The sequence below is a fragment of the Citreicella sp. C3M06 genome, assembly GCF_018860705.1.
Classification (GTDB): domain Bacteria; phylum Pseudomonadota; class Alphaproteobacteria; order Rhodobacterales; family Rhodobacteraceae; genus Salipiger.
Map to the genome: position 1 here is coordinate 93,528 of NZ_JAHKQA010000078.1, position 19,724 is coordinate 113,251.

Annotated in this window: 19 protein-coding genes; 9 read left to right on the top strand and 10 right to left on the bottom strand. The window is 65.5% G+C overall.

Annotation, left to right across the window (positions count from 1 at the left end):
- The first annotated feature begins 105 nt into the window (after nt 1-105).
- Nucleotides 106-1,185, top strand: a complete 1,080-nt coding sequence (locus KO516_RS18815) for an ABC transporter ATP-binding protein (RefSeq protein WP_216005327.1) — start codon at nt 106-108, stop codon at nt 1,183-1,185.
- Here KO516_RS18815 and KO516_RS18820 read toward each other — a convergent pair.
- From KO516_RS18820 to KO516_RS18855, 8 genes are all read right to left on the bottom strand, one after another.
- Complete coding sequence (locus tag KO516_RS18820) at nt 1,182-2,084, bottom strand: AEC family transporter (protein WP_216005328.1); 903 nt, start codon at nt 2,082-2,084, stop codon at nt 1,182-1,184. The two genes, KO516_RS18815 and KO516_RS18820, sit on opposite strands and share 4 nt — an antisense overlap.
- Nucleotides 2,085-2,136: 52 nt before the next feature.
- Entirely contained in the window at nt 2,137-2,895 is a 759-nt protein-coding gene (locus KO516_RS18825; protein WP_216005329.1) for an ABC transporter ATP-binding protein, read from the bottom strand.
- Entirely contained in the window at nt 2,892-3,749 is an 858-nt protein-coding gene (locus tag KO516_RS18830; RefSeq protein WP_216005330.1) for an ABC transporter ATP-binding protein, read from the bottom strand. Before KO516_RS18830 ends, KO516_RS18825 begins: the two co-directional genes overlap by 4 nt.
- A 94-nt stretch (nt 3,750-3,843) precedes the next feature.
- Complete coding sequence (locus tag KO516_RS18835; protein WP_216005331.1) at nt 3,844-4,755, bottom strand: ABC transporter permease; 912 nt, start codon at nt 4,753-4,755, stop codon at nt 3,844-3,846.
- Entirely contained in the window at nt 4,752-5,765 is a 1,014-nt protein-coding gene (locus KO516_RS18840; RefSeq protein ID WP_216005407.1) for an ABC transporter permease, read from the bottom strand. Before KO516_RS18840 ends, KO516_RS18835 begins: the two co-directional genes overlap by 4 nt.
- A 105-nt stretch (nt 5,766-5,870) precedes the next feature.
- On the bottom strand, nt 5,871-7,475 hold the full coding sequence (locus KO516_RS18845) for an ABC transporter substrate-binding protein (RefSeq protein WP_216005332.1): 1,605 nt from the start codon (nt 7,473-7,475) through the stop codon (nt 5,871-5,873).
- Between the two features lie 52 nt (nt 7,476-7,527).
- Entirely contained in the window at nt 7,528-8,577 is a 1,050-nt protein-coding gene (locus KO516_RS18850; protein ID WP_252737716.1) for a dipeptidase, read from the bottom strand.
- 72 nt (nt 8,578-8,649) lie between these two features.
- Nucleotides 8,650-10,059, bottom strand: a complete 1,410-nt coding sequence (locus KO516_RS18855; protein WP_216005334.1) for a hypothetical protein — start codon at nt 10,057-10,059, stop codon at nt 8,650-8,652.
- A gap of 206 nt (nt 10,060-10,265) precedes the next feature.
- Between KO516_RS18855 and phnC the strand changes: the two genes are divergently transcribed.
- The 5 genes from phnC (at nt 10,266) to KO516_RS18880 (ending at nt 15,456) form a co-directional block, all read left to right on the top strand.
- On the top strand, nt 10,266-11,090 hold the full coding sequence (phnC, locus tag KO516_RS18860; RefSeq protein ID WP_216005335.1) for a phosphonate ABC transporter ATP-binding protein: 825 nt from the start codon (nt 10,266-10,268) through the stop codon (nt 11,088-11,090).
- 24 nt (nt 11,091-11,114) lie between these two features.
- Entirely contained in the window at nt 11,115-12,014 is a 900-nt protein-coding gene (gene phnD / locus KO516_RS18865) for a phosphonate ABC transporter substrate-binding protein (RefSeq protein WP_216005336.1), read from the top strand.
- Between the two features lie 63 nt (nt 12,015-12,077).
- The gene (phnE, locus tag KO516_RS18870) at nt 12,078-12,944 is read left to right on the top strand and encodes a phosphonate ABC transporter, permease protein PhnE (protein WP_216005337.1); all 867 of its coding nucleotides are present in this window, start codon (nt 12,078-12,080) and stop codon (nt 12,942-12,944) included.
- Nucleotides 12,941-14,239, top strand: a complete 1,299-nt coding sequence (gene phnE, locus KO516_RS18875) for a phosphonate ABC transporter, permease protein PhnE (RefSeq protein ID WP_216005338.1) — start codon at nt 12,941-12,943, stop codon at nt 14,237-14,239. The genes phnE (KO516_RS18870) and phnE (KO516_RS18875) overlap by 4 nt, the downstream gene beginning before the upstream one ends.
- 341 nt (nt 14,240-14,580) lie before the next feature.
- On the top strand, nt 14,581-15,456 hold the full coding sequence (locus KO516_RS18880) for an SHOCT domain-containing protein (RefSeq protein ID WP_216005339.1): 876 nt from the start codon (nt 14,581-14,583) through the stop codon (nt 15,454-15,456).
- Between the two features lie 87 nt (nt 15,457-15,543).
- On the opposite strand, the gene KO516_RS18885 is transcribed toward KO516_RS18880, so the two are convergent.
- Nucleotides 15,544-16,725, bottom strand: a complete 1,182-nt coding sequence (locus KO516_RS18885; RefSeq protein ID WP_216005340.1) for an alpha-D-ribose 1-methylphosphonate 5-triphosphate diphosphatase — start codon at nt 16,723-16,725, stop codon at nt 15,544-15,546.
- A gap of 62 nt (nt 16,726-16,787) precedes the next feature.
- Nucleotides 16,788-17,507 (bottom strand): phosphonate metabolism transcriptional regulator PhnF, encoded by a 720-nt coding sequence (gene phnF, locus KO516_RS18890; RefSeq protein ID WP_216005341.1) that lies wholly within the window; start codon nt 17,505-17,507, stop codon nt 16,788-16,790.
- 127 nt (nt 17,508-17,634) lie between these two features.
- Between phnF and phnG the strand changes: the two genes are divergently transcribed.
- From phnG to KO516_RS18905, 3 genes are read left to right on the top strand one after another with little or no spacing between them, the layout of a single operon-like run.
- A complete protein-coding gene (phnG, locus tag KO516_RS18895) occupies nt 17,635-18,069 on the top strand; it encodes a phosphonate C-P lyase system protein PhnG (RefSeq protein WP_216005342.1) in 435 nt (144 codons plus the stop codon).
- Nucleotides 18,069-18,638, top strand: a complete 570-nt coding sequence (gene phnH, locus KO516_RS18900; RefSeq protein WP_216005343.1) for a phosphonate C-P lyase system protein PhnH — start codon at nt 18,069-18,071, stop codon at nt 18,636-18,638. Before phnG ends, phnH begins: the two co-directional genes overlap by 1 nt.
- On the top strand, nt 18,638-19,723 hold the full coding sequence (locus tag KO516_RS18905; protein ID WP_216005344.1) for a carbon-phosphorus lyase complex subunit PhnI: 1,086 nt from the start codon (nt 18,638-18,640) through the stop codon (nt 19,721-19,723). The genes phnH and KO516_RS18905 overlap by 1 nt, the downstream gene beginning before the upstream one ends.
- Nucleotide 19,724: the final 1 nt, after the last annotated feature.

The following is a 19,724-nucleotide window of genomic DNA, read 5'->3' on the forward strand; positions in this document are numbered from 1 at the left end:
CTTGCCGCCGCCTGCCCGCAAAAGGGGGCGGTGGCTTGCAGGGGCGGACCGGGGCTGTTATCCCCCGTCTGAATTCCGATCTTTTCCATCGGGAAAGGCGAGCGCGTGCAGACACCCAGGCTTGAAATCCGCAATCTTGTGCGCCGCTTCGAAGGTCGGCGCGTGGTCGATGACGTCTCGCTGACGATCCAGCCCGGACATGTCACCTGCCTGCTCGGGCCGTCCGGGTGCGGCAAGTCGACCACCTTGCGGATGATCGCCGGCGTCGACATGCAGGACGAGGGCACCATCCATGTCGATGGCGATCTGGTCTGCGACACGGTGTTCCGCGTGCCCCCCGAACGGCGCGCCATTGGGCTGATGTTTCAGGATTTCGCGCTGTTCCCGCATCTGAGCGTCGGTCAGAACGTTGCCTTTGGCCTCACCGGATCAGGGGCCGCCAAGCGCGCCCGCGCCGAAGAGCTGCTGAGCCGCGTCGGCCTGACCCATTTCATCGACGAATATCCCCACCAGTTGTCGGGCGGCGAGCAGCAGCGCGTCGCGCTGGCCCGCGCGCTGGCGCCGCGCCCGCGCATCATGCTGATGGACGAGCCGTTTTCGGGTCTCGACAACCGGCTGCGCGACGGTATCCGCGACGAGACCCTGTCGCTGCTCAAGGAAGAGGGTGCCTCGGTTCTGCTGGTCACGCATGAACCCGAGGAAGCCATGCGCATGGCCGATGAAATCGCGCTGATGCGCGGTGGGCGGATCGTGCAGCGCGGCGCGCCCTACAACATCTACAACGCGCCGCAGGACAAGGCGGCGGTGGCGTTCTTCAGCGATATCAACGTGCTGACTGGCACTGTGCGCGGGGCGCTGACCGATACGCCCTTTGGGCAGTTTCTTGCTCCCGGCGTTCCGGATGGCCAGCAGGTCGAAATCGTGTTCCGCCCGCAGCATGTTGGCATCGATTTTGATCGCAACGGCAACCCGCCGCTGCCGACCGACCGCGCCGGCACGCCCGCCCGCGGCGTGGTGGAGCGTGCGCGCTTCATGGGCTCGGAAAGCCTCGTGGAATTCCGCATGGATTTCCACGGCGAGCTGCTGCGCGCGACGGTGCCAAACGTGTTTCTGCCGCGGCCCGGCACGCCGATGTGGCTGACCATCCGGCGCGACCGCTGCTTTATCTTCCCGGTCAACGACTAGGCCAGCGCCGCAAGCGAAAGCAGCGACAGCACCGAGGTCCAGATGATCACCGGGGCGATGGCGTCGGTGCGGATGCCGTGCAGCATGGCGAGCGAAAACGCCATCGCGCCAGAGGGGCCCGCCGCCGTCAGCACCAGAAGGTCGTGCCATGGCCCCGAAATGCCGGCGCCCCCGAGCGCGACGAACACCATGGCCGGAAACGCCAGTAGTTTGAGCGACGTCACCCCGATCACCACGCCCGACGGGCGTAGGCCTTGCTGCGACAGGATGATGCCAAGCGCGAGCAGGAACAGCGGGGCCGCCGCACCTCCGGCAAAGCTGGCGGCGGTCAGCAGTGGCTCGGGCAGGCGCAGCCCCACGGCATTTGCCAGTATCCCGGCAAGGATGGCGATCAGCACCGGGTTGCGCCAGATGCGGCCAAGCGCGGGGCCAACCCCGGCAGAGGGATGCGCGATCAGCTCGGTGCCGATGATGAACAGCGCAAAGGTCACCGAGGCATCCCATGCCACGATGGCGGTCACCGGCAAGGCGGCCTCTGCGCCATAGATCAGCTGCGAGATTGGCCCGACATACAGCAGCGAATTGACGAAGACGGTGCACATCGCCAGCAGCCATGCTTCGGCCCGCTCGCGGCGGAACACCGTGGTGAGCAGGGCGTAGGCAAGGGCAAAGCACAGCGCTTCGCATCCGGCATAAAGCGCCAGCGCGGCAAGGTCGAAGGCGGGCAGGGGCACGCCAGCGACAAGCTGAAAGATCAGCGCCGGTTGCATCACGAAGAATGCGATGCGGTTCGCGGCGGCGGCTTCGCCGCGCGAGAACAGGCCAGCGCGCCCCAGCGCAAAGCCAAGCGCCAGCAATGCAAAGACCGGCAGGATGTCATGGCTCAGGACGTGCAGCATCGGCGCCTCGGGATGGTATACCAACGCACCGTGGGTGCAGCGGGCCCTGCCGTCAAGCCTGCCGCACCGCGCGCACCGAACTGTCGAGCAGGTGCCGCGTGTAGGGGTGTTCGGCGCTGAGCTTGCGCATCTGCGCCACGTCCAGCAGCTCGACGATGCGGCCCTGCTGCATCACCGCGATGCGCTCGCACATATGGCCGATGACGCCAAGGTCATGGCTGACCATCAGATAGGTCAGGCCACGCTCGGCGCGCAGGTCAGAGAGCAGGTTGAGGATTTCGGCCTGCACCGACACATCCAGCGCTGAGGTCGGCTCGTCCAGCAGTACGATGCGCGGCTCGGGCGCAAGGGCGCGGGCGATGGCGACCCGCTGGCGCTGGCCCCCCGACAGCTGGTGCGGATAGCGAAAGCGGAAGCCCTTGCCGAGGCCGACATCGTCGAGCAGCTTGTCGATGCGCGCGTCGATGTCGGAAAAACCGTGCAGTTTGAGCACTTCGCCCAGCACCCGGTCGACCGTATGGCGCGGGTGCAACGAGGCGTAAGGGTCCTGAAAGACCATCTGCACCGCCTTGTAAAAGCTGCGCTCGCGGCGCCGGCCCAGCGGCTTTCCGTCAAGCTGCATGGTGCCGGCCCAGCTGTCGATCAGCCCGGAGATCGCGCGCAGCACGGTGGATTTCCCCGACCCGGATTCGCCGACCAGACCAAAGCTTTCGCCGGTGTCGACCGAGAAGCTGGCGGATTTGACCGCGTCGCTGCGCTCGGCGCCGTGGCCGAACCAGACGGTGAGATCAGAGAGGTCTATGGCACTCATGTCAGGGCGCTTACCGAAGGGGCCGCGCTCCAGGCCGGATCGCGCTTGAGCACGTCGAGCCGGGGGCGGGGATGTTGCAGGTCGGGAACCGAATTGAGCAGGCCGATGGTGTAGGGATGCTGCGCCTCGTGCAGCTTTCCGGCCTGACAGACCTCGACGATGCGGCCTGCGTACATGATCAGGATGCGGTCGCAGAACTGCGAGACGAGGTTGAGATCGTGGCTGATGAAGATCAGCCCCATGCCACGATCGGTGACGAGCCGGTCCATGATCTCGAGCACCGACAGCTGCACCGAGACATCGAGCGCCGAGGTCGGCTCGTCGGCGATGAGGATTTCCGGGTCGGGGATCAGCATCATGGCGATCATGATGCGCTGGCCCATGCCGCCCGAAACCTCGTGGGGGTACAGGCCCATGACGCGCTCGGGGTCGCGGATGGCGACGGCGTCGAGCATCTGGATGGCGCGCTTGCGGGCATCAAGGCGCGAGATCCTTTCGTGGGTGGTGAGCGCTTCGGTGATTTGCTGGCCGACGCTCATCACCGGGTTGAGCGAGAATTTCGGGTCCTGCATGATCATCGAGGCATGGCGGCCACGGATCTTGCGCATCTGCCGGTCGGAGGCGGTGCGCAGGTCGGTCTTGCCCATCTGCATGCGATCGGCGGTGACCTCGCCGGGTTTGCGGATCAGTTTGAGGATGGCGCGGCCGGTCATCGACTTGCCCGAGCCGGATTCGCCGACGATGCCGAGTCGTTCGCGGCCAAGGCTGAACGAGATGCCGCGCACCGCGTCGAAATGGCCCTGCCGGGTGGGAAAGCGCACGCGCAGGTTTTCGATGTCGAGAAGATTGGTCATGCGTGTTGCCCGTTGCGGGGGAGGAGGGGGGCGCTGCCCCCCGCCTTCGGCTCCCCCCGGGATATTTGCGGCCAGAAGAAGCTGGGGGCGCGGGTCATTTGCCGGCCTCTCTGGGGTCGAGCACGTCGCGCAGCCCGTCACCGAGCAGGTTGAAGGCGAGGGAGATGGTGAAGATGGCGAGGCCGGGGATGGTGGCGACCCACCAGTAATCGAGGATGTATTTGCGCCCTTCGGAGACCATGGCGCCCCATTCCGGGCTGGGTGGCTGCGCCCCGAGGCCGAGGAAGCCGAGCCCGGCGGCGGTGAGGATGATGCCCGCCATGTCGAGGGTGACGCGGATCACGAGCGATGAGATGCACAGCGGCCAGACGTGGCGGGTGATGATGCGCAGGGGGCCAGCGCCTTGCAGCTTGATGGCGTGGATGAAATCGGAATTGCGGATGGTCAGGGTTTCGGCGCGGGCAATGCGCGCGTAGGGCGGCCAGGCGGTCAGTGAGATGGCGAGCACGGCGTTTTCGATGCCCGCGCCAAGGGCGGCGACGAAGGCCAGTGCGAGGATCAGCCGCGGGAAGGCGAGGAAGATATCGGTGAAGCGCATCAGGACCACGTCGAGGATGCCACCCGCGTAGCCCGCGACGGTGCCGATGATCAGCCCCAGCAGCGGTGCCACCACGGCCACCAGCGCGACGATATACAGCGAGATGCGCGCGCCGTAGATGAGGCGGGACCAGATGTCGCGTCCGAGGCTGTCGGTGCCGAAGATGTGGCCGTCGGTGCCCGGCGCCAGAAGCCGGGCCCCCAGATCCTGCACGAACGGGTCTTGCGTCGCCAGCAGAGGGGCGCACAGCGCGCCGAGGATCAGCGCAATGAGCACGATCAGCCCGGCCATCGCCAGCGTGTTGCGCTTGAGTTTCAGCCAACCGGCGTACCACGCGGCGGCGCTGGCCTGACGGCGCGACTGCGGGGTGTCTGTCAGCAGCCAGTCGCGGAGGGTTTGATGGGTCATTTCGCCCTCGGGTCGAAGAAGCGGTAGAGCAGGTCGGAAAAGATGTTCAGACCGACAAAGATGGTGCCGATGACCACGGTGCCGCCGAGCACCGAGTTCATGTCATTGGCCAGCAGCGAGGTGGTGATGTATTGCCCGATGCCGGGCCATGCGAAGATGATCTCTGTCAGCACCGAGCCTTCGAGCAGGTTGGCATAGGCCAGTGCGATCACCGTCACCAGCTGGATGCGGATGTTGCGGAAGGCGTGGCGCCAGACCACGTTCCATTCGGACAGCCCCTTGACCCGCGCGGTGGTGATGTATTCGGCGCTGAGCTGTTCGAGCATGAAGCTGCGGGTCATCCGGCTGATATAGGCGAGGCTGAAATAGCCCAGCAGCCCGGCAGGCAGGATGATGTGGGAAAAGGCGTCCTTGAACACCGTCCAGTCGCGGGCGATAGCGGCATCGAGCAGCAGCAGCCCGCTGCGTTCAGGCACGATGCCTTGATAGAACACCCCAAGCCGCCCCGGCCCTGCGACCCAGCCAAGGATGCCGTAGAACAACAGCAACCCCACGAGCCCCAGCCAGAAGATCGGCATGGAATAGCCCACCAGACCGACCAGCCGGGCCAGCTGGTCGATCCATGTGCCGCGATAGACGGCCGCCAGCACCCCCAGCGGCACGCCGATGAACACCCCGAACAGGGTGCCCAGCGTTGCCAGTTCCAGCGTGGCGGGGAAGACCCGCTTGATGTCATCGGATACCAGCTGCCCGGTGCGGATCGAGCGGCCGAAATCGCCTTGCAGCACGTCGCCGACATAGATGAGAAATTGCGAGATCAGCGGTTTGTCGAGGCCCAGTTCGATGAACACCTTGTCGTATTGCGCCTGCGTGGCGCGCTCGCCAATCACTGCAAGCACCGGGTCGATGGGCATGACGCGCCCGATCATGAAGGTCACGAAGAGCAGGCCCAGCAAGGTGATGGCGATGGTCAGCACCGTGCCAAGCAGCTTGCGCAGCCAGCGCGGCATGATCGGGGCGCGCCGGGCAGGGGGCGCGGAGGTATTATCCTGAGGCAAGGGTTTTCCGGTCTTTGCGCAAGGGCGGGGCGGGCGCAGCGGCCCGCCCCATCCGAGTTACTTGGTGACGACCCAGTAGGACGCCGCCGTGGTGGCGCCGCCAGAGACGAAATTCTGCACGTTTTCGCGCATGCCGTGCTGTTCGATCTGCTGGAACATGATGCCGAAGGGCGAGACCTGCTGGTGCTGTTTTTGAAGCTCGATATACATTTCGGCGCGGGTCTCGGTATCGTTTTCGACAACGGCGGCAAGGGTGTCCTGTGTCATCTCGGGGATGTCCCAGGCGTTGCGCCATGCAAGGTATCCGGTGTTGCCCGACTCGTCGCTGTTGTCGGGGTTGACCGCAAAAGTGCCCGCGTTGGTGTTGGGATCGGGATAATCCGGGCCCCATGCGCCAAGGTAGATGTCATGTTCGCGCGCGCGGTAGCGGTCGAGCGTCTGCGCCCCGGTGCCGACGATCAGCGACACGTCGCAGCCCAGCTGGTTCCAGGTGTTTTGCAGCGACTGGGCGATGTCCATGCGCTCCTGCGCTTCGCGCACCGAAATCTCGATCGGGCCGCAGTCGGGGTAGCCGGATTCCGCCAGCGCGGCCTTGGCCTTGTCCATGTCGTAGGTGAACGGCTTTTCGGTCAGCGCGCCAAGGAAGGTTAGCGGCAGGAAGGCCTGATGCACGGTATATTGCCCGTTGAGGAAGCTGTCGGCCATGCCCTGATAATCGACCGCCCATTTCAGCGCCTCAAGCAGCTTGGGATCGGTGAGCATCTCTTTCTTCTGGTTGGCGGACCAGTACATCAGACGGCCCTTGAGCTCATCGACGACCTTGAGCCCGTCCTGCTCCTTGATCGAGGCCACGTCTTCGGGCGACAGGTTGCGGGCGATGTCGATGTCGCCGCGTTCCAGTTGCAGGCGCTGGGTGGCGGATTCCTGAATATGCTGAACGATCACCCGCTGCATCGCCGGTGTCTCGCCACCATAGCTGGGGTTGAGATCCATCAGCACCGATTCATTGGGCTTCCAGTCGACCACCTTGTAGGGGCCGGACCCCGCGGTGTTGGTGCGCAGCCATGCCGAGCCCATGTCGCCGTCGGTCTCGTTGGCCATCACCGTTTCCATGTCGACGATGCCGCCGATGGTCGCGGTCAGGCAGTTGAGCACGAAGGACACCGCGTATTTCTGATCAAGCGTGACGACCAGCGTCTTGTCATCGGTGGCCTTGATCATTTCGTCGACGTTGTCGGGGGTGAAGCCGAACTGGGTCAGGATGAAGCTCGGCGTCTTGTCGAGCTTGACGGCCCGTTGCAGCGAGAACGCCGCGTCCTTGGCTGTCACCGGGTTGCCGGAGGCAAAGACATGGCCCTCGGCCATGGTGAAGGTGATGACGGTGCCATCCTCGGACACCTCCCAGCTTTCGGCCAGTTCGGGCTGGAAGCCTGCGTCAAGGTCGAGCGGATCGAAATTCACCAGCTTTTCGTAGACGTTGCGCGACACGTCCGCGCCAGCGAATTCAAAGCTTTCGGCCGGATCGAAGGTCTTGATGTCGTCGATGCGGTTGGCGATCACCAGCATGTTCGGCGGGGTTTCCGCCATGGCGGGCAGAGCAACGCCGCCCATCAGGGCGGCGAGCAGCGCGGCGGTGCGCAGGCTGCGGTTTGTCTTTGTCATGTTATACTCCCGGTTGATTATGCGATGCCGGTTTTCCGGCTTTTTGCTTGTCTCAGGCGCCCCAGGTCTTGCGCAGCACGCGCAGCCAGTTGCGATAGCACAGTTTTTCCATCATCTCGTCGCCGATGCCGTGGTCGACCATGGCCTGGCGCAGCGCCGGAAGCCCGGCAACGCTGCCAATGTCCTTCGGCACCAGCGCACCGTCGAAATCCGATCCAAAGCCAACCCGGTCCTCGCCCAGAATTTTTACCAGATGGTCAAGATGACGCATCATCACGTCAAGAGAAAAATCACTGTCCATCTGCCCGTCGGGCCGCAGGAAGGCCGAGGCAAAGTTGATGCCCACCATTCCATCGCTCTGTGCGATCTGGGATAGCTGCCGGTCGGTCAGGTTACGGGAATGCGGGGTAACCGCGTAGGCGTTGGAATGGGTGGCGACCAGCGGCGCGTCTGAAATCGCGGCCACGTCATCCATGCCCTTTTCGTTCAGATGGCTGAGGTCGATCATGATTTTCAGTGCGTTGCACTCTGCCACCAGCCGCTTGCCATGCTCGCTCAGCCCGTCGCCGATGTCGCCGGTCGAGGGGAAGCGGAAGGGCACGCCGTTGCCAAAGATCGTCGGGCGCGACCACACCGGACCAAGCGAGCGCAGGCTGCGGGCGTGCATCTGGTGCAGGATCTCGAACTCGGGGTCGATGGCCTCGGCGCCTTCGATATGCATGATCGCGGCCATCTTCGGAGCGTGGATCGCGGCTTCGAGCTCGGCGACGCTGCGGCAGATGGTCAACGCGCCGGCGGCTTCGAGCGCCTCGAGCGCGTCGGCGCCTTCAAGTGTGATGCGCAGCGCCTCGGGCTGGGGGATCTGCGCGGGCAGGGGCAGGTCGTAGCTCGGGTGCGACATCTCCTCGGCCTTGGCGTCCTTGTCGACGGGCGAGGGCACGTAGATGGCGAAGAAGCCGCCGCCGAACCCGCCCGCCTGCGCCCGCGGCAGGTCGATGTGCCCGTCCTCAAGGCCCGCCGTGACGCCTTCGGGCGTGGCGGTGCCGCGCAGCAGGCGCAGGATCAGATCGTTGTGGCCGTCAAAGATCGGCGGGCTCGTCAGGGGCATCGCGGGCAGTCCTTCGCGTCATTATGCGCGAAGCCTGCGTCCGGGATCGTTCGTCTGCAAGCGGTTTCAGGCGAAAAGGAAAGCGTAGGCCAGCACCCAGACCGGGATCACCGCCAGAAGGGCCAGCATATAGGCACCGTTCCACCCCACGCCCACCTGCCGCGCCGATACACCGCCGAACGCGCCGGTCAGCAGCGTCGTAGCGGTGAAGGGTGAACTGATGCCGCCAAGCGCCCAGCCCGACACGATGGCAAGAACAATCGCGGCGGGGGGAATGCCCAGCACGTCCGGGCTGGGCAGCAGCGGTGCAATCAGCGACACCGCAAGGATCGGGTTCATCGCGAATTGCCCAAGCAAAGGGACGATCCAGACAAGCCCAACCAGCACCAGCCATGTCGGCAGGTCTTCGGGATGAAAGCCGCTGGCCTTGACCAGCGGCGCCAGCAGCGGCGCGCCGACGGTGCCGATATAGCCCGCCATCATCAGCAGCAGCACTTCGGATTTATAGCCCGGCATCTCGCGAAAGGCGTAATCGAACAGGCGGGTGCGCATCGGCAGGCCGCCGCTGCGGGTTTGCATCCACGTCCAGACCAGCGCCATCACCGGCACGATGACCAGCACCAGCGCGATGATGCGCAGCCCGGTGATCCAGCCCAGCACCAGCACCGACACCACCAGCACCCCCAGAAGCCACGCCAGCGGCTTGAGTTTTTCCCAATGATTGTCCGGCGCGCCGCGCGGTGGGGCTGGGCGTTTCAGCTTCGGTTTCATCACCGTGTCCAGCCCCCAGCCGAGCAGCGTCATCAGCGCCGCCGAGATGAAGGCCGGCACAAACACCCCCGCCCATGAGCCGCCCGGAATCAGCGCCGTGGTGATGGCGATGGAAAAGCTCAGCGGCGACCACGGCAGCGAGGTGACAAAGCCGCGCTGGATCGCCAGCAGCATGCGGCGGCGGCGGTGATTGCGGATTTCCTCGTCGGGCTCTTCGCGTGCGGCGGCGGTGGCCAGCGAGCCCAGCAGCGCGATCGAGCCGTAATTGAGCAGCAAGGCAAAGCCCGTGCCACCAAGGGTCAGCGCCAGATAGCGCCGCCCCGGCGGCTGGCGGGCAAGGAAAGACCCTGCCTCGCGAATCTCGGGCGAGGGCTCGGCGGCGCTGCGCAGCGTTGCCAGCGCGGTGAAGAAGGCGGCGATGAAGGTGCCCGACACCAGCGCCCGCACCACCACCGCCTGCCAGTCCGGCACTTGCCACACCAGCAGCCCGGTCAGCACGACGGCGGCCACCACGAAGGCCCTGCGCCCCGGTTTCACCATGACGCACAACGCCGCCACCAGCACCACCCAAAGCGCAAAGGTGATCGGATCCAGTGCCGGGGTATGCACCCATTCGCGGATCGCGACCAACACCGTGACGGCGATCAGCAACGCCCCGGTCAGCATGTGGGTCAGGGGGACAGAGGGCGAGGGGCTGGTCTGCATGACGCTTGGAGCTTTCGGAAGGGGGACCGGCCTCGCGGATCGGTCAGTCTTTGCGACCTTGTACGCGGCGCAGGCGTGGATAGGCAAGCGGGCAGCCGCCGTCATCAAAGCTTCATTGCTGTGTCATGGTTTGGAATCAGCGCTGTCACGCTCTTGGCACGAAGCAGGCGCACACCCCGCCTCGGAACAAGACATCCGGGGGACACATGCTCGTCGTTGACAAGCTGACGAAGCGCTTTGGCGCGAACAATGCCGTGGACAGCGCAAGCTTCAGCGTCGATCGTCCGATGATGATCGGTATCATCGGGGCATCCGGGGCGGGCAAATCGACCTTCCTGCGCATGATGAACCGGCTGACCGACGCTTCCGAGGGCGAGCTGCGCTTTGAAGGGCGCAACGTGCTGGCACTTAGGGGGCGCGAAAAGCGCCAGTGGCAAAGCGACTGCGCGATGATCTTCCAGCAGTTCAACCTCGTGCCGCGCATGGACGTGGTGTCGAACGTGCTGCATGGCACGCTGGCGCGCCGCCCTGTCATCAGCACGATGTTCAACCTGTATCCGCAAGCCGACATTCACCGCGCCATCGACATTCTTGATCGGCTGGGCATCGCGGGCCATGCGGCAAAACGGGCCGAGGCGCTGTCGGGCGGCCAGCAACAGCGCGTCGCCATCGCGCGGGCGCTGATGCAGGACCCCAAGGTCATTCTTGCGGATGAACCCATCGCCAGCCTCGATCCGATGAATGCGCAGATCGTGATGGAGGCGCTGCGCCGCATCCATGACGAAGACGGCCGCATGGTCATCGCCAACCTGCACACGCTTGATACCGCCCGGCGCTATTGCGACCGGGTGATCGGAATGCGCCTTGGGCGGATCGTCTTTGACGGCACGCCCGAGCAGCTGACCACCGGCGTTGCCCGCGACATCTATGGCGCGGGGGCGGATTTCTCCGAAGACGCCACCTCTACCGAAATCCGCGACCCCGTCGCCGTTGCCCGGACAGAGATCCGGCAGGCGGAAGTCGCGGTCTGATACGTCATGACAAAGGGACAACCCATGAAGCACCTCATCGCAGCCGCGCTGGCCACCTCCGCGCTTGTCTCTGCCGCCTCGGCGCAAGAGATCACCGAATTCCGCCTTGGCATCCTTGGCGGCGAAAACGCCCAGGATCGTCTGGCCAACCAGCAGTGCTATGCCGACAAGATCGCCGCGGCGCTGGGCGTCGAGGTCAAGATCTTCACCCCCGCCGATTACAACGGCGTGATGCAGGGCCTGTTGGGCGGAACTATCGACGCGGCCTGGATGGGCGCATCGGCCTATGCCGGGACGTATATCGCCGACCCAGAGGCGGTCGAGCCGGTGCTGGTCAAGCAGAACGAAGACGGCTCCATCGGTTATTATTCGATCGGCTTTGCCCGCAAGGACAGCGGCATCACCTCGGTCGATGACATCAAGGGCAAGACGTTCGGATTCGGCGACCCGAACTCGACCTCGGGCTACCTGATCCCGTCGGTCGAACTGGCCGAGGCCGGTTATTCGATGCAGCCGGGCGAGTTCTTCGGGGATGTCGTGTTCACCGGCGGCCACGAGCAGACCATCGTTGCGGTCTACAATGGCGACGTCGATGCGGGCGTGACATGGGCCGACGGTCTGGGGGCTTGGGAAGATGGCTATAACTCGGGCGCGCTGCGCCGCGCGGTGGATGCTGGTCTCGTCGACATGAACGACATGGTGCAGATCTGGCAATCCAAGGAAATCCCCGAAGGGCCGTTCGTGCTGCGCAAGGCGCTGCCGCAGGCCGTCAAGGACAGCGTGACCGAGCTGACCGCGAACCTGTGGGAAGAAGACCCCGATTGCGCCTATGGCGTGGCCGCGGGCGATGCCAAGGATTTCATCCCGGTGACCCACGAGCAGTACAAGTCGATCGTCGCGGCCCGTCAGTCCGTGTCCAACTGATCGCGATACGCGCTCTGGGGGTCCGCTTGGCGGGCCCCTTTCCGTTGCAGAAAGCCTTCCCACATGACCGATATTTCCGCCGACATCGCCTCGATCCGCGAAGGCTATCTTGAGCAGGCCCGCCGCAAGCGGCTTTACGGCGGCATTCTTTTGCTGGTGTTCGTGGCGCTGATGGCGTCGGGGTTCACGCTGGCCGATGATCGCAACGCTGGCGGGTTCTGGGATGGGCTGCCGAATATCTTTGCCTTTCCGGCGGATGTGATCGCCGACACATGGCCCAAGCTGCACCTGCTGCCCGGCCATATGGCCGATTACTTTCCCGCGCTGTTGGAAACCATCAACATCGCCGCCGTCTCGACTCTGATCGGGGCCGGGTTTGCCATGGGGCTGTCGATGCTCTCGACGCGCGGGCTGGCGCGCTGGCCGCGCCTGATCCCGGTGTTTCGCCGCGCCATGGACATCATGCGCGCTGTGCCTGAAATCGTCATCGCGCTGGTGCTGATATTTGTGCTGGGGGGCGGGCCGGTGCCCGCGGTGATCGCCATCGCCTTTCACACCGCCGGTGCGCTGGGCAAGCTGTTCTCCGAGGTCAACGAGAACGCCGATCTGAAACCCGTCGAGGGGCTGCAATCGGTCGGTGCCACATGGTTGCAACGCATGTGGCTGGGCGTGGTGCCGCAGGTTTCGCCCAACTATTTCAGCTATGCCCTGCTGCGGTTCGAAATCAACATCCGCGCCTCGGCCATCCTTGGCTTTGTCGGCGCCGGCGGCATCGGCTCCGAGCTCAAGAACGCCATGTCCTGGGGCAAGGGCCGGTTCGACGAGGCGGCGGCGATCTTCCTGCTGCTGTTCATCACCATCGTGGTGTTCGACCAGCTGTCCAGCCACGTCCGTAACCTGATGATCGCCAAAAAGGGAGGCCGGGCATGACCGACGCCGCGCTTTACGCCGAGGCGGACCGCCTCTTTGCCCGCAAGAAACTGGCCGCCTTCGGCCTGCCCGCCGTGTTGCTGATCTACCTCGCCTATGTCTTCCTTGCCTTCGACATTCCGGGGCTGGCAGAGCGCGCCCGGCTCGACAATGCCCGCACGCTGATGTCGGACATCTGGAGCTACAAGACCCGCGTTGCGCAGGACAACCGCAATGGCGAGGTCGTGGTCGCGATCGAGGGCGAGCGCAAAGGCGAATACCCCCCCGGCACCGAGCCGGACTGGGTGCAGATGGACCCCGCCGGCACCCGGATCGACCTTGGCGACGGCCATATCGTCAGCTTTTTCCCCGAGGGCGGCTTTACCTATGCCATGCCCGGCCGCGCGCCCATCGAAGCGCGTCTTGACGGGCGCAGCGTCGTATCCAACGTCACCGATGCGCCGGACTGGATTTCCGCCTCGAACACCCGCTTTCAGCTTGAAACTTCGCATGGGCGCGTGTCGCTGACCCGCAACCGCACCGAGCTGTTCCGCTATTTTCCCGGCTGGGAGCTGTTCTTCTTCACCCTCGACAGCCCTTATCACGGCGCCTCGCTGACGCAGCTTTTCGGCGATCGCATCGATCCCACTCGCAGCAACCTGTCGGGCGCGTGGCATGATTTCTGGAACAACGCCATGTGGCGGCATTCCGACGTGGTCTGGGCGCTGTTCGAAACCGTGCTGATGGCCTTCCTTGGCACCTTTGGCGCGGCGATCATCGCGCTGCCGGTTGCGTTCCTCGCGGCCAAGAACTTCACCCCGCTGGGCGCGCTGCGTTTCGGCGCGCGGCGGATCTTTGACTTTCTGCGCGGGGTGGACGGGCTGATCTGGACCATCGTGCTAAGCCGCGCCTTCGGGCCGGGGCCGATGACCGGCGCGCTGGCGATCCTGCTGACCGATACCGGCAGCTTTGGCAAACTGTTCTCCGAAGCGCTGGAAAACGTCGATGGCAAGCAGATCGAAGGGCTAAGCTCGACCGGGGCGCGCCCTGTTCAGCGCTACCGCTTTGGCGTGATCCCGCAGATCACCCCGGTGCTGGTCAGTCAGGTGCTGTATTACCTCGAATCCAACACCCGCAGCGCCACCATCATCGGCGCGATCACCGGCGGCGGCATCGGGTTGCTGCTGACGCAGGCGATGATCACACAGAAGGATTGGGAAGAGGTGAGCTATTACATCATCCTGATCGTGCTGATGGTGATGGCGATGGACAGCCTGTCGGGCTGGCTGCGCCGCAAGCTGATCCGGGGGGCGTGACGGCGCGCCCCGGACCTGATCCGCAAGGTCCGCCGAAGCGCCAACTTGCCGAAGCATGGTATCAGAGGCGGTGCTGGTGGGCCCGGGGGGCCTTGCGCGAGCGCGTCTCGGCCCGATTGCCCAAGGCGTGGGTGGTCGGGCGTATTGCGCGCGGGATCAGGCGTCAGTTTGCGGGCGTCTGCCCGTTTTCAGAGCGCTTGAAATAGACGCTTTCGTTGAAAAATTCGGCTAAAAAACTATCTTCGTGAGAAGGCTGAAACATAGCGCTGCTTTGGTGGTTGCCGTTGTGTCAACGTGTTAGGGCGAGCCTAACTCTACTTTCAGGATAGGAATCAGACGCCATGACAAGGCTCACACAGGACGGGGCCCAGGCAGTCTCGGAGATCGCAGGACGCTACGGGGTGTCGATGGACGCCGCCGAAACGCTGCTCAACGCGCTGGCCAATGGCGGCGGCACGCAGGCGCAGTTCAGCCATAACGAGCTGGGCGGCATGGGCCAATGGTCCTTGGGCGGCATGACCATGGTCGGCGATATGTTCAACAACGGGCTCAAGGCCACGGTCGACGGGCTGTGCACCGAGCTGTCGAACCTGATGAACCGGATGCAGGTGTTCAAGCCCGCGCCCGCGCCCTATCAGCCGCAGATGGGCAGCCAGAGCCAGTCGCAATCCAGCGGCGGCGGATCGAGCCTGTTCATTCAGGGCGGCAGCTTTGGTTCGCAATGGCCGGCCGAGCTTGGATCGCCCTCGTCCACCGGATCGCAGAACAACCTGCGCTACGCGGTGTTCCCACAGAGCCGCCGCCTTGCCATCGACTTCGGCGGTCGGATCGAAGTGTACGATACGGGCGATCACATGATCGGCGGCGTGTCGCAGCAGCAAAGTGGTGACATGTCGCTGACCTTCACCAGCCAGTACGGCACGGTGCGGGTGGCGGATCTGCCGCGCGTGTCGCTGAGCGGTGAGCAGCCCCAGAGCCCGCCCCAGCCGTCCTACGAGGCCCCTCAGCCGCAGTATCAGGAGCCGCAGTATCAAGAGCCGCAGTACCAGCAGCCCGATCCTCAGCCCCAAGCGCAGCCAGCCGCCGCGCCGTCGCAGGGGGGCAATCAGGACGATGTGATCGGGCTGATCCGCAAGCTCGCCGATCTGCGAGACAGCGGCATCCTGTCGCCCGAGGAATTCGAAGCCAAGAAGCAGGATCTGCTGTCGCGGCTTTGACAGACACGCGCCGGTGGCCTGCCCGATGGGGCTAGGGCCACCGGCGCGATGGCGGGCCTGGTCGCGGCAACGCTTGATGGCTGGTGCTTATTCCGCCGCCAGCCGGGGGCCAGCCATCGCGCCGACCAGCCGTGCCCCGGCCTCGCCCGCCAGATAGGCAAGGCGGCCACCGCTGACCGTCGCCTCGATCTCGCGGGTGGCCTCGTTGATCACCACGAAATCAGCCCGCATGCCGTGGTCGAGCCTGCCGCGATCGGCAAGGCCCATGATCTCGGCGGGCACGCGGCTGATCATGTCCCAGGCCTGTGGCAGATCGCGCACCCCCTTGTCGACCAGCACCCACGCCGCCTCGGCAAGGCAGGGGTAATGGTAATCGGACACCAGCGCATCGCACAGTCCGCGCGAGATCAGGTGCAGCGCCGAGACGCCGCCCGACTGCGAGCCGCCGCGCACCACGTTGGGCGCCCCCATCAGCACCGGATCATTGCAGGCCCGCGCCAGTTTCGCCGCCGAGGCCGAGGTCGGAAATTCCGCGATGCGCGCGCCGATGATGCGGTAATATTCGCGGGTTTCGGCATCGGGGTCGTCGTGGCTGCCGTAGCGCACGCCCCATTCGTCAAAGCTTTCGGCCAGCGCGCACAGATGGCGCGGCACCTCGCGGGAGCGGGCCTGTGCGGCGTTCAGCAGCGACAGGAATTCGGACGGGGCGCAATTGTTGGTCGAGGCCCATTGCCCCAGCTTGTGCGGCTGGCTTGTGGCCAGTTCCAGCGCCTCGGGCAGGTGATTGTTGAACACCACGTAATCAATGCCATAACGGCGGATTGCGGTCAGCAGGCGCTGGCGCGTGTCGGGCAGATGGGTTTCGCAGCGGATCTGGATGCGTAGGTCGATCAGCGCGCGGGTGCGCTCGGCGTTCAGCGCCTCCATCACCTGTTCGGCGAACTCGGGCGCGCGTAGCCCGCCTTCCCAGCTCCAGCATTGCGCCAGCCACGCGGTGGTGACGCCATGCGCCGCCGCCTCGCGCGCGGCCCAGCGCAGCCCGGAGCGGATCGGCATTCGCGCCGATGGGCGCGGCGCGATGTGGCGTTCGAAGGCATCGCCATGCAGGTCGATGATACCGGGCAGCAGCAGATAGCCGGACATGTCGACTTCGGGCAGGGGGCCCTTGGTGATCAGGCCGTTCTCGATCACCAGCGAGCGTTTCTGCAACGCGCCATCCCGCAGGATCGCAGCGCCGGTCAGGCGAAGGGGGGGAAGGGTCACGCACATGTCTGGTTGCCTCGGTTTTTCCCGTGGATAGCAGCGTTGTTTGTCACGCGCATGACGGGTGTTCAGCCGTTCGCCCCATCCCCGACGATCAGCGTCACCCGCTCGCCCACGAACCATGTCAGCCCGTATTCGACGGGGCGGCCCTCTGGGTCCTGATTGACGCTTTCGCTGCGCAGCAACGGCGCGCCGTCGCGCAGGCCAAGGTGCAAAGCTTGCGTTGGCGAGGCGAGGGTTGCGCTCAGCCGGGTGCTGAGGCGGGTGTAATCGGATACGCCGTTGCGCCGCAGCGCCTCGGTGATCGAGACGACCTCGGTCAGGGTTTCGGGCAGGCCGGGCAGGGGCGCAGCGGGAAAGCAACTGATGAAATGCGCGATGGGCATGTCTTCGGCCAGCGACAACCCCTCGTAGACGATGACCGCCTCGCCCGGCGCGAGGGACAGCGCGGCGGCCTCTTCGGTGCTGGCGGGGCGGGTTTCGATGCGCAGGCTGCGTCGGCCGGGCAGGCGGCCCGAGGCGCGGATGTTCTGGGCAAAGCGCACCTTGCCGCCGATCGGGTAATCCAGCGGCGCGGCGGTCACGAACACCCCCGCACCGCGCCGCGAATTGACGATGCCACGCGCCGCCAAATCCGCCAGCGCCCGGCGCGCGGTATGCCGGTTGACGCCAAAGCGGCGCGACAGTTCGGCCTCGGTGGGCAGCTTGTCGCCGGGGCGATACAGCCCGCGTGCAATTTCGCCTTCAAGCTCGCTGGTGATGGATTTCCAGACCGGAATGCGGGTCACGGTGGCCCTCCTTGTCACTGAAACTTCATGCGGGGGTGGCTTGTCTGAGCGACAGAATCAGCGCATGATTTGTCTAGTTGTATAGGAAGCTAGACAAGTCGGCAAGGTTGTCCAGATGGGAACAGACATGACGGAAACGGCAGAGCGGCAGAGCTGGATGGGCCTACTGGCCCGCGCCCCGGCAGAGCGGCTGGCGGCGTTGATGCCGCAGGCGCCGGAGTTTGACTGGCTGCGGGTGCCCGAGATCGGCGGAGTGATGATGCGCGGGCGGGCCGGGGGCACCGGCGCCCCCTTCAACCTTGGCGAGATGACCGTCACGCGCTGCGCGCTGCGGCTTGGCAGCGGCGAGGTCGGCCATGCCTGCGTGATGGGGCGCGACAAGGCGCATGCGCAGCGCGCGGCGCTGGTCGATGCGCTGATGCAGGGGGCGACGGCAGCGGCGATCCGCGCGCAGGTTCTGGACCCGCTGGCGCAGGACGAAGACGCCCGCCGCAGCGCCCGCGCGGCACGAGCGGCGGCAACAAAGGTGGATTTCTTCACCATGGTCAGAGGAGAGGCATGATGCGGCAGGACAGCCTGACCGGCGGGTTCACCGACGCACCGCAGCAAGGAGCGCGCGCCTTTCGCGCCGCGCTCGAGGCGATGGCCCGCCCCGGCACAATTCACGAGGTCGCGGGCGCACAGGCCCCCGCGCCGGTCAGCCCTGCCGCCGCCGTGCTGCTGCTGACGCTGTGCGATCGCGAAACCCCGCTGTATCTTGCCCCGGGCCATGACGGGCAGGCGGTGCGCGACTGGATCGGTTTTCACATCGGCGCGCCGCTGACGACGCCCGAAGCGGCGATGTTCGCGCTTGGCGGCTGGGACGCGCTTGGCCCCAAGGATCGCTACCGCATCGGTACGCCGGATTACCCTGACCGCTCGGTGATGCTGATCTGCGAGACAGACACGCTGGCCGCCAGCGGCGCGCGGCTCACTGGCCCCGGCATTCGCGATGTGGCGCATCTGTCGCTGCCCGAGATCGCGGCGTTTCGCGCCAATCACGCGCTGTTCCCGCTGGGCTGGGATTGCTTATTCACCTGCGGCACGCGGCTGGCCGCGCTGCCCCGCACCAGCATCGTGGAGGCATCGTAATGTATGTTGCGGTAAAGGGCGGCGAGCGCGCCATCGACGCAGCCCATGACTGGCTGGCCGAGGAACGCCGGGGCGATCCGGCCATCCCCGAGCTGAGCATCGCGCAGATCCGCGAGCAGATGGCGCTGGCGGTGAACCGTGTGATGGCCGAGGGCTCGCTCTATGATCCAGATCTGGCGGCGCTGGCGATCAAGCAGGCGCGCGGCGACCTGATCGAGGCGATCTTTCTGATCCGCGCCTATCGCACCACGCTGCCGCGCTTTGGCGCCTCAAAGCCGCTCGACACCGCCGCGATGCGCTGCGATCGGCGCATCAGCGCGACCTTCAAGGATGCGCCGGGCGGGCAGGTGCTGGGGCCGACCTTTGACTATACCCACCGGTTGCTGGATTTCGCGCTGGCCGCCGAGGGCGAGGCCCCGGTGGCGCGGCAGGGCGATCCGGTGGCGGGAGACACGCCCCGCATCATGGACTTCCTCAATGCCGACGGGCTGATCCAGCAAGAACCGCCATCAGACGACACCCCGGCCGATCTGACCCGCGAGCCGCTGGAATTCCCGGCGGGCCGCGATCTGCGGCTACAGGCGCTGAGCCGCAGCGACGAGGGCTTCGTGCTTGGCATGGCCTACAGCACCCAGCGCGGTTACGGGCGAAACCACCCTTTTGTGGGCGAGCTGCGCATCGGCGCCGTCGAGGTGGTGATGGACATCCCCGAGCTGGGCTTTGACATCTGCATCGGCGAGGTCACCCTGACCGAATGCGAGACGGTCAACCAGTTCACCGGGTCAAAGAGCGAACCGGCGCAGTTCACCCGCGGCTATGGGCTGGTCTTTGGCCAGAGCGAACGCAAGGCGATTTCCATGGCGCTGGTCGACCGGGCGCTGCGCTGGGATGAGCTGGGCGAGGAAGACGTTGGCGCCCCGGCGCAGGACGCGGAATTCGTGCTGGCGCATGGCGACAACATTCAGGCGACGGGGTTTCTCGAACATATCAAGCTGCCCCATTACGTCGATTTCCAGTCAGAGCTGGAACTGGTGCGCCGGATGCGCCGCGAGGCGATGGGCGAGATGAAGGAGGCGGCGCAATGAG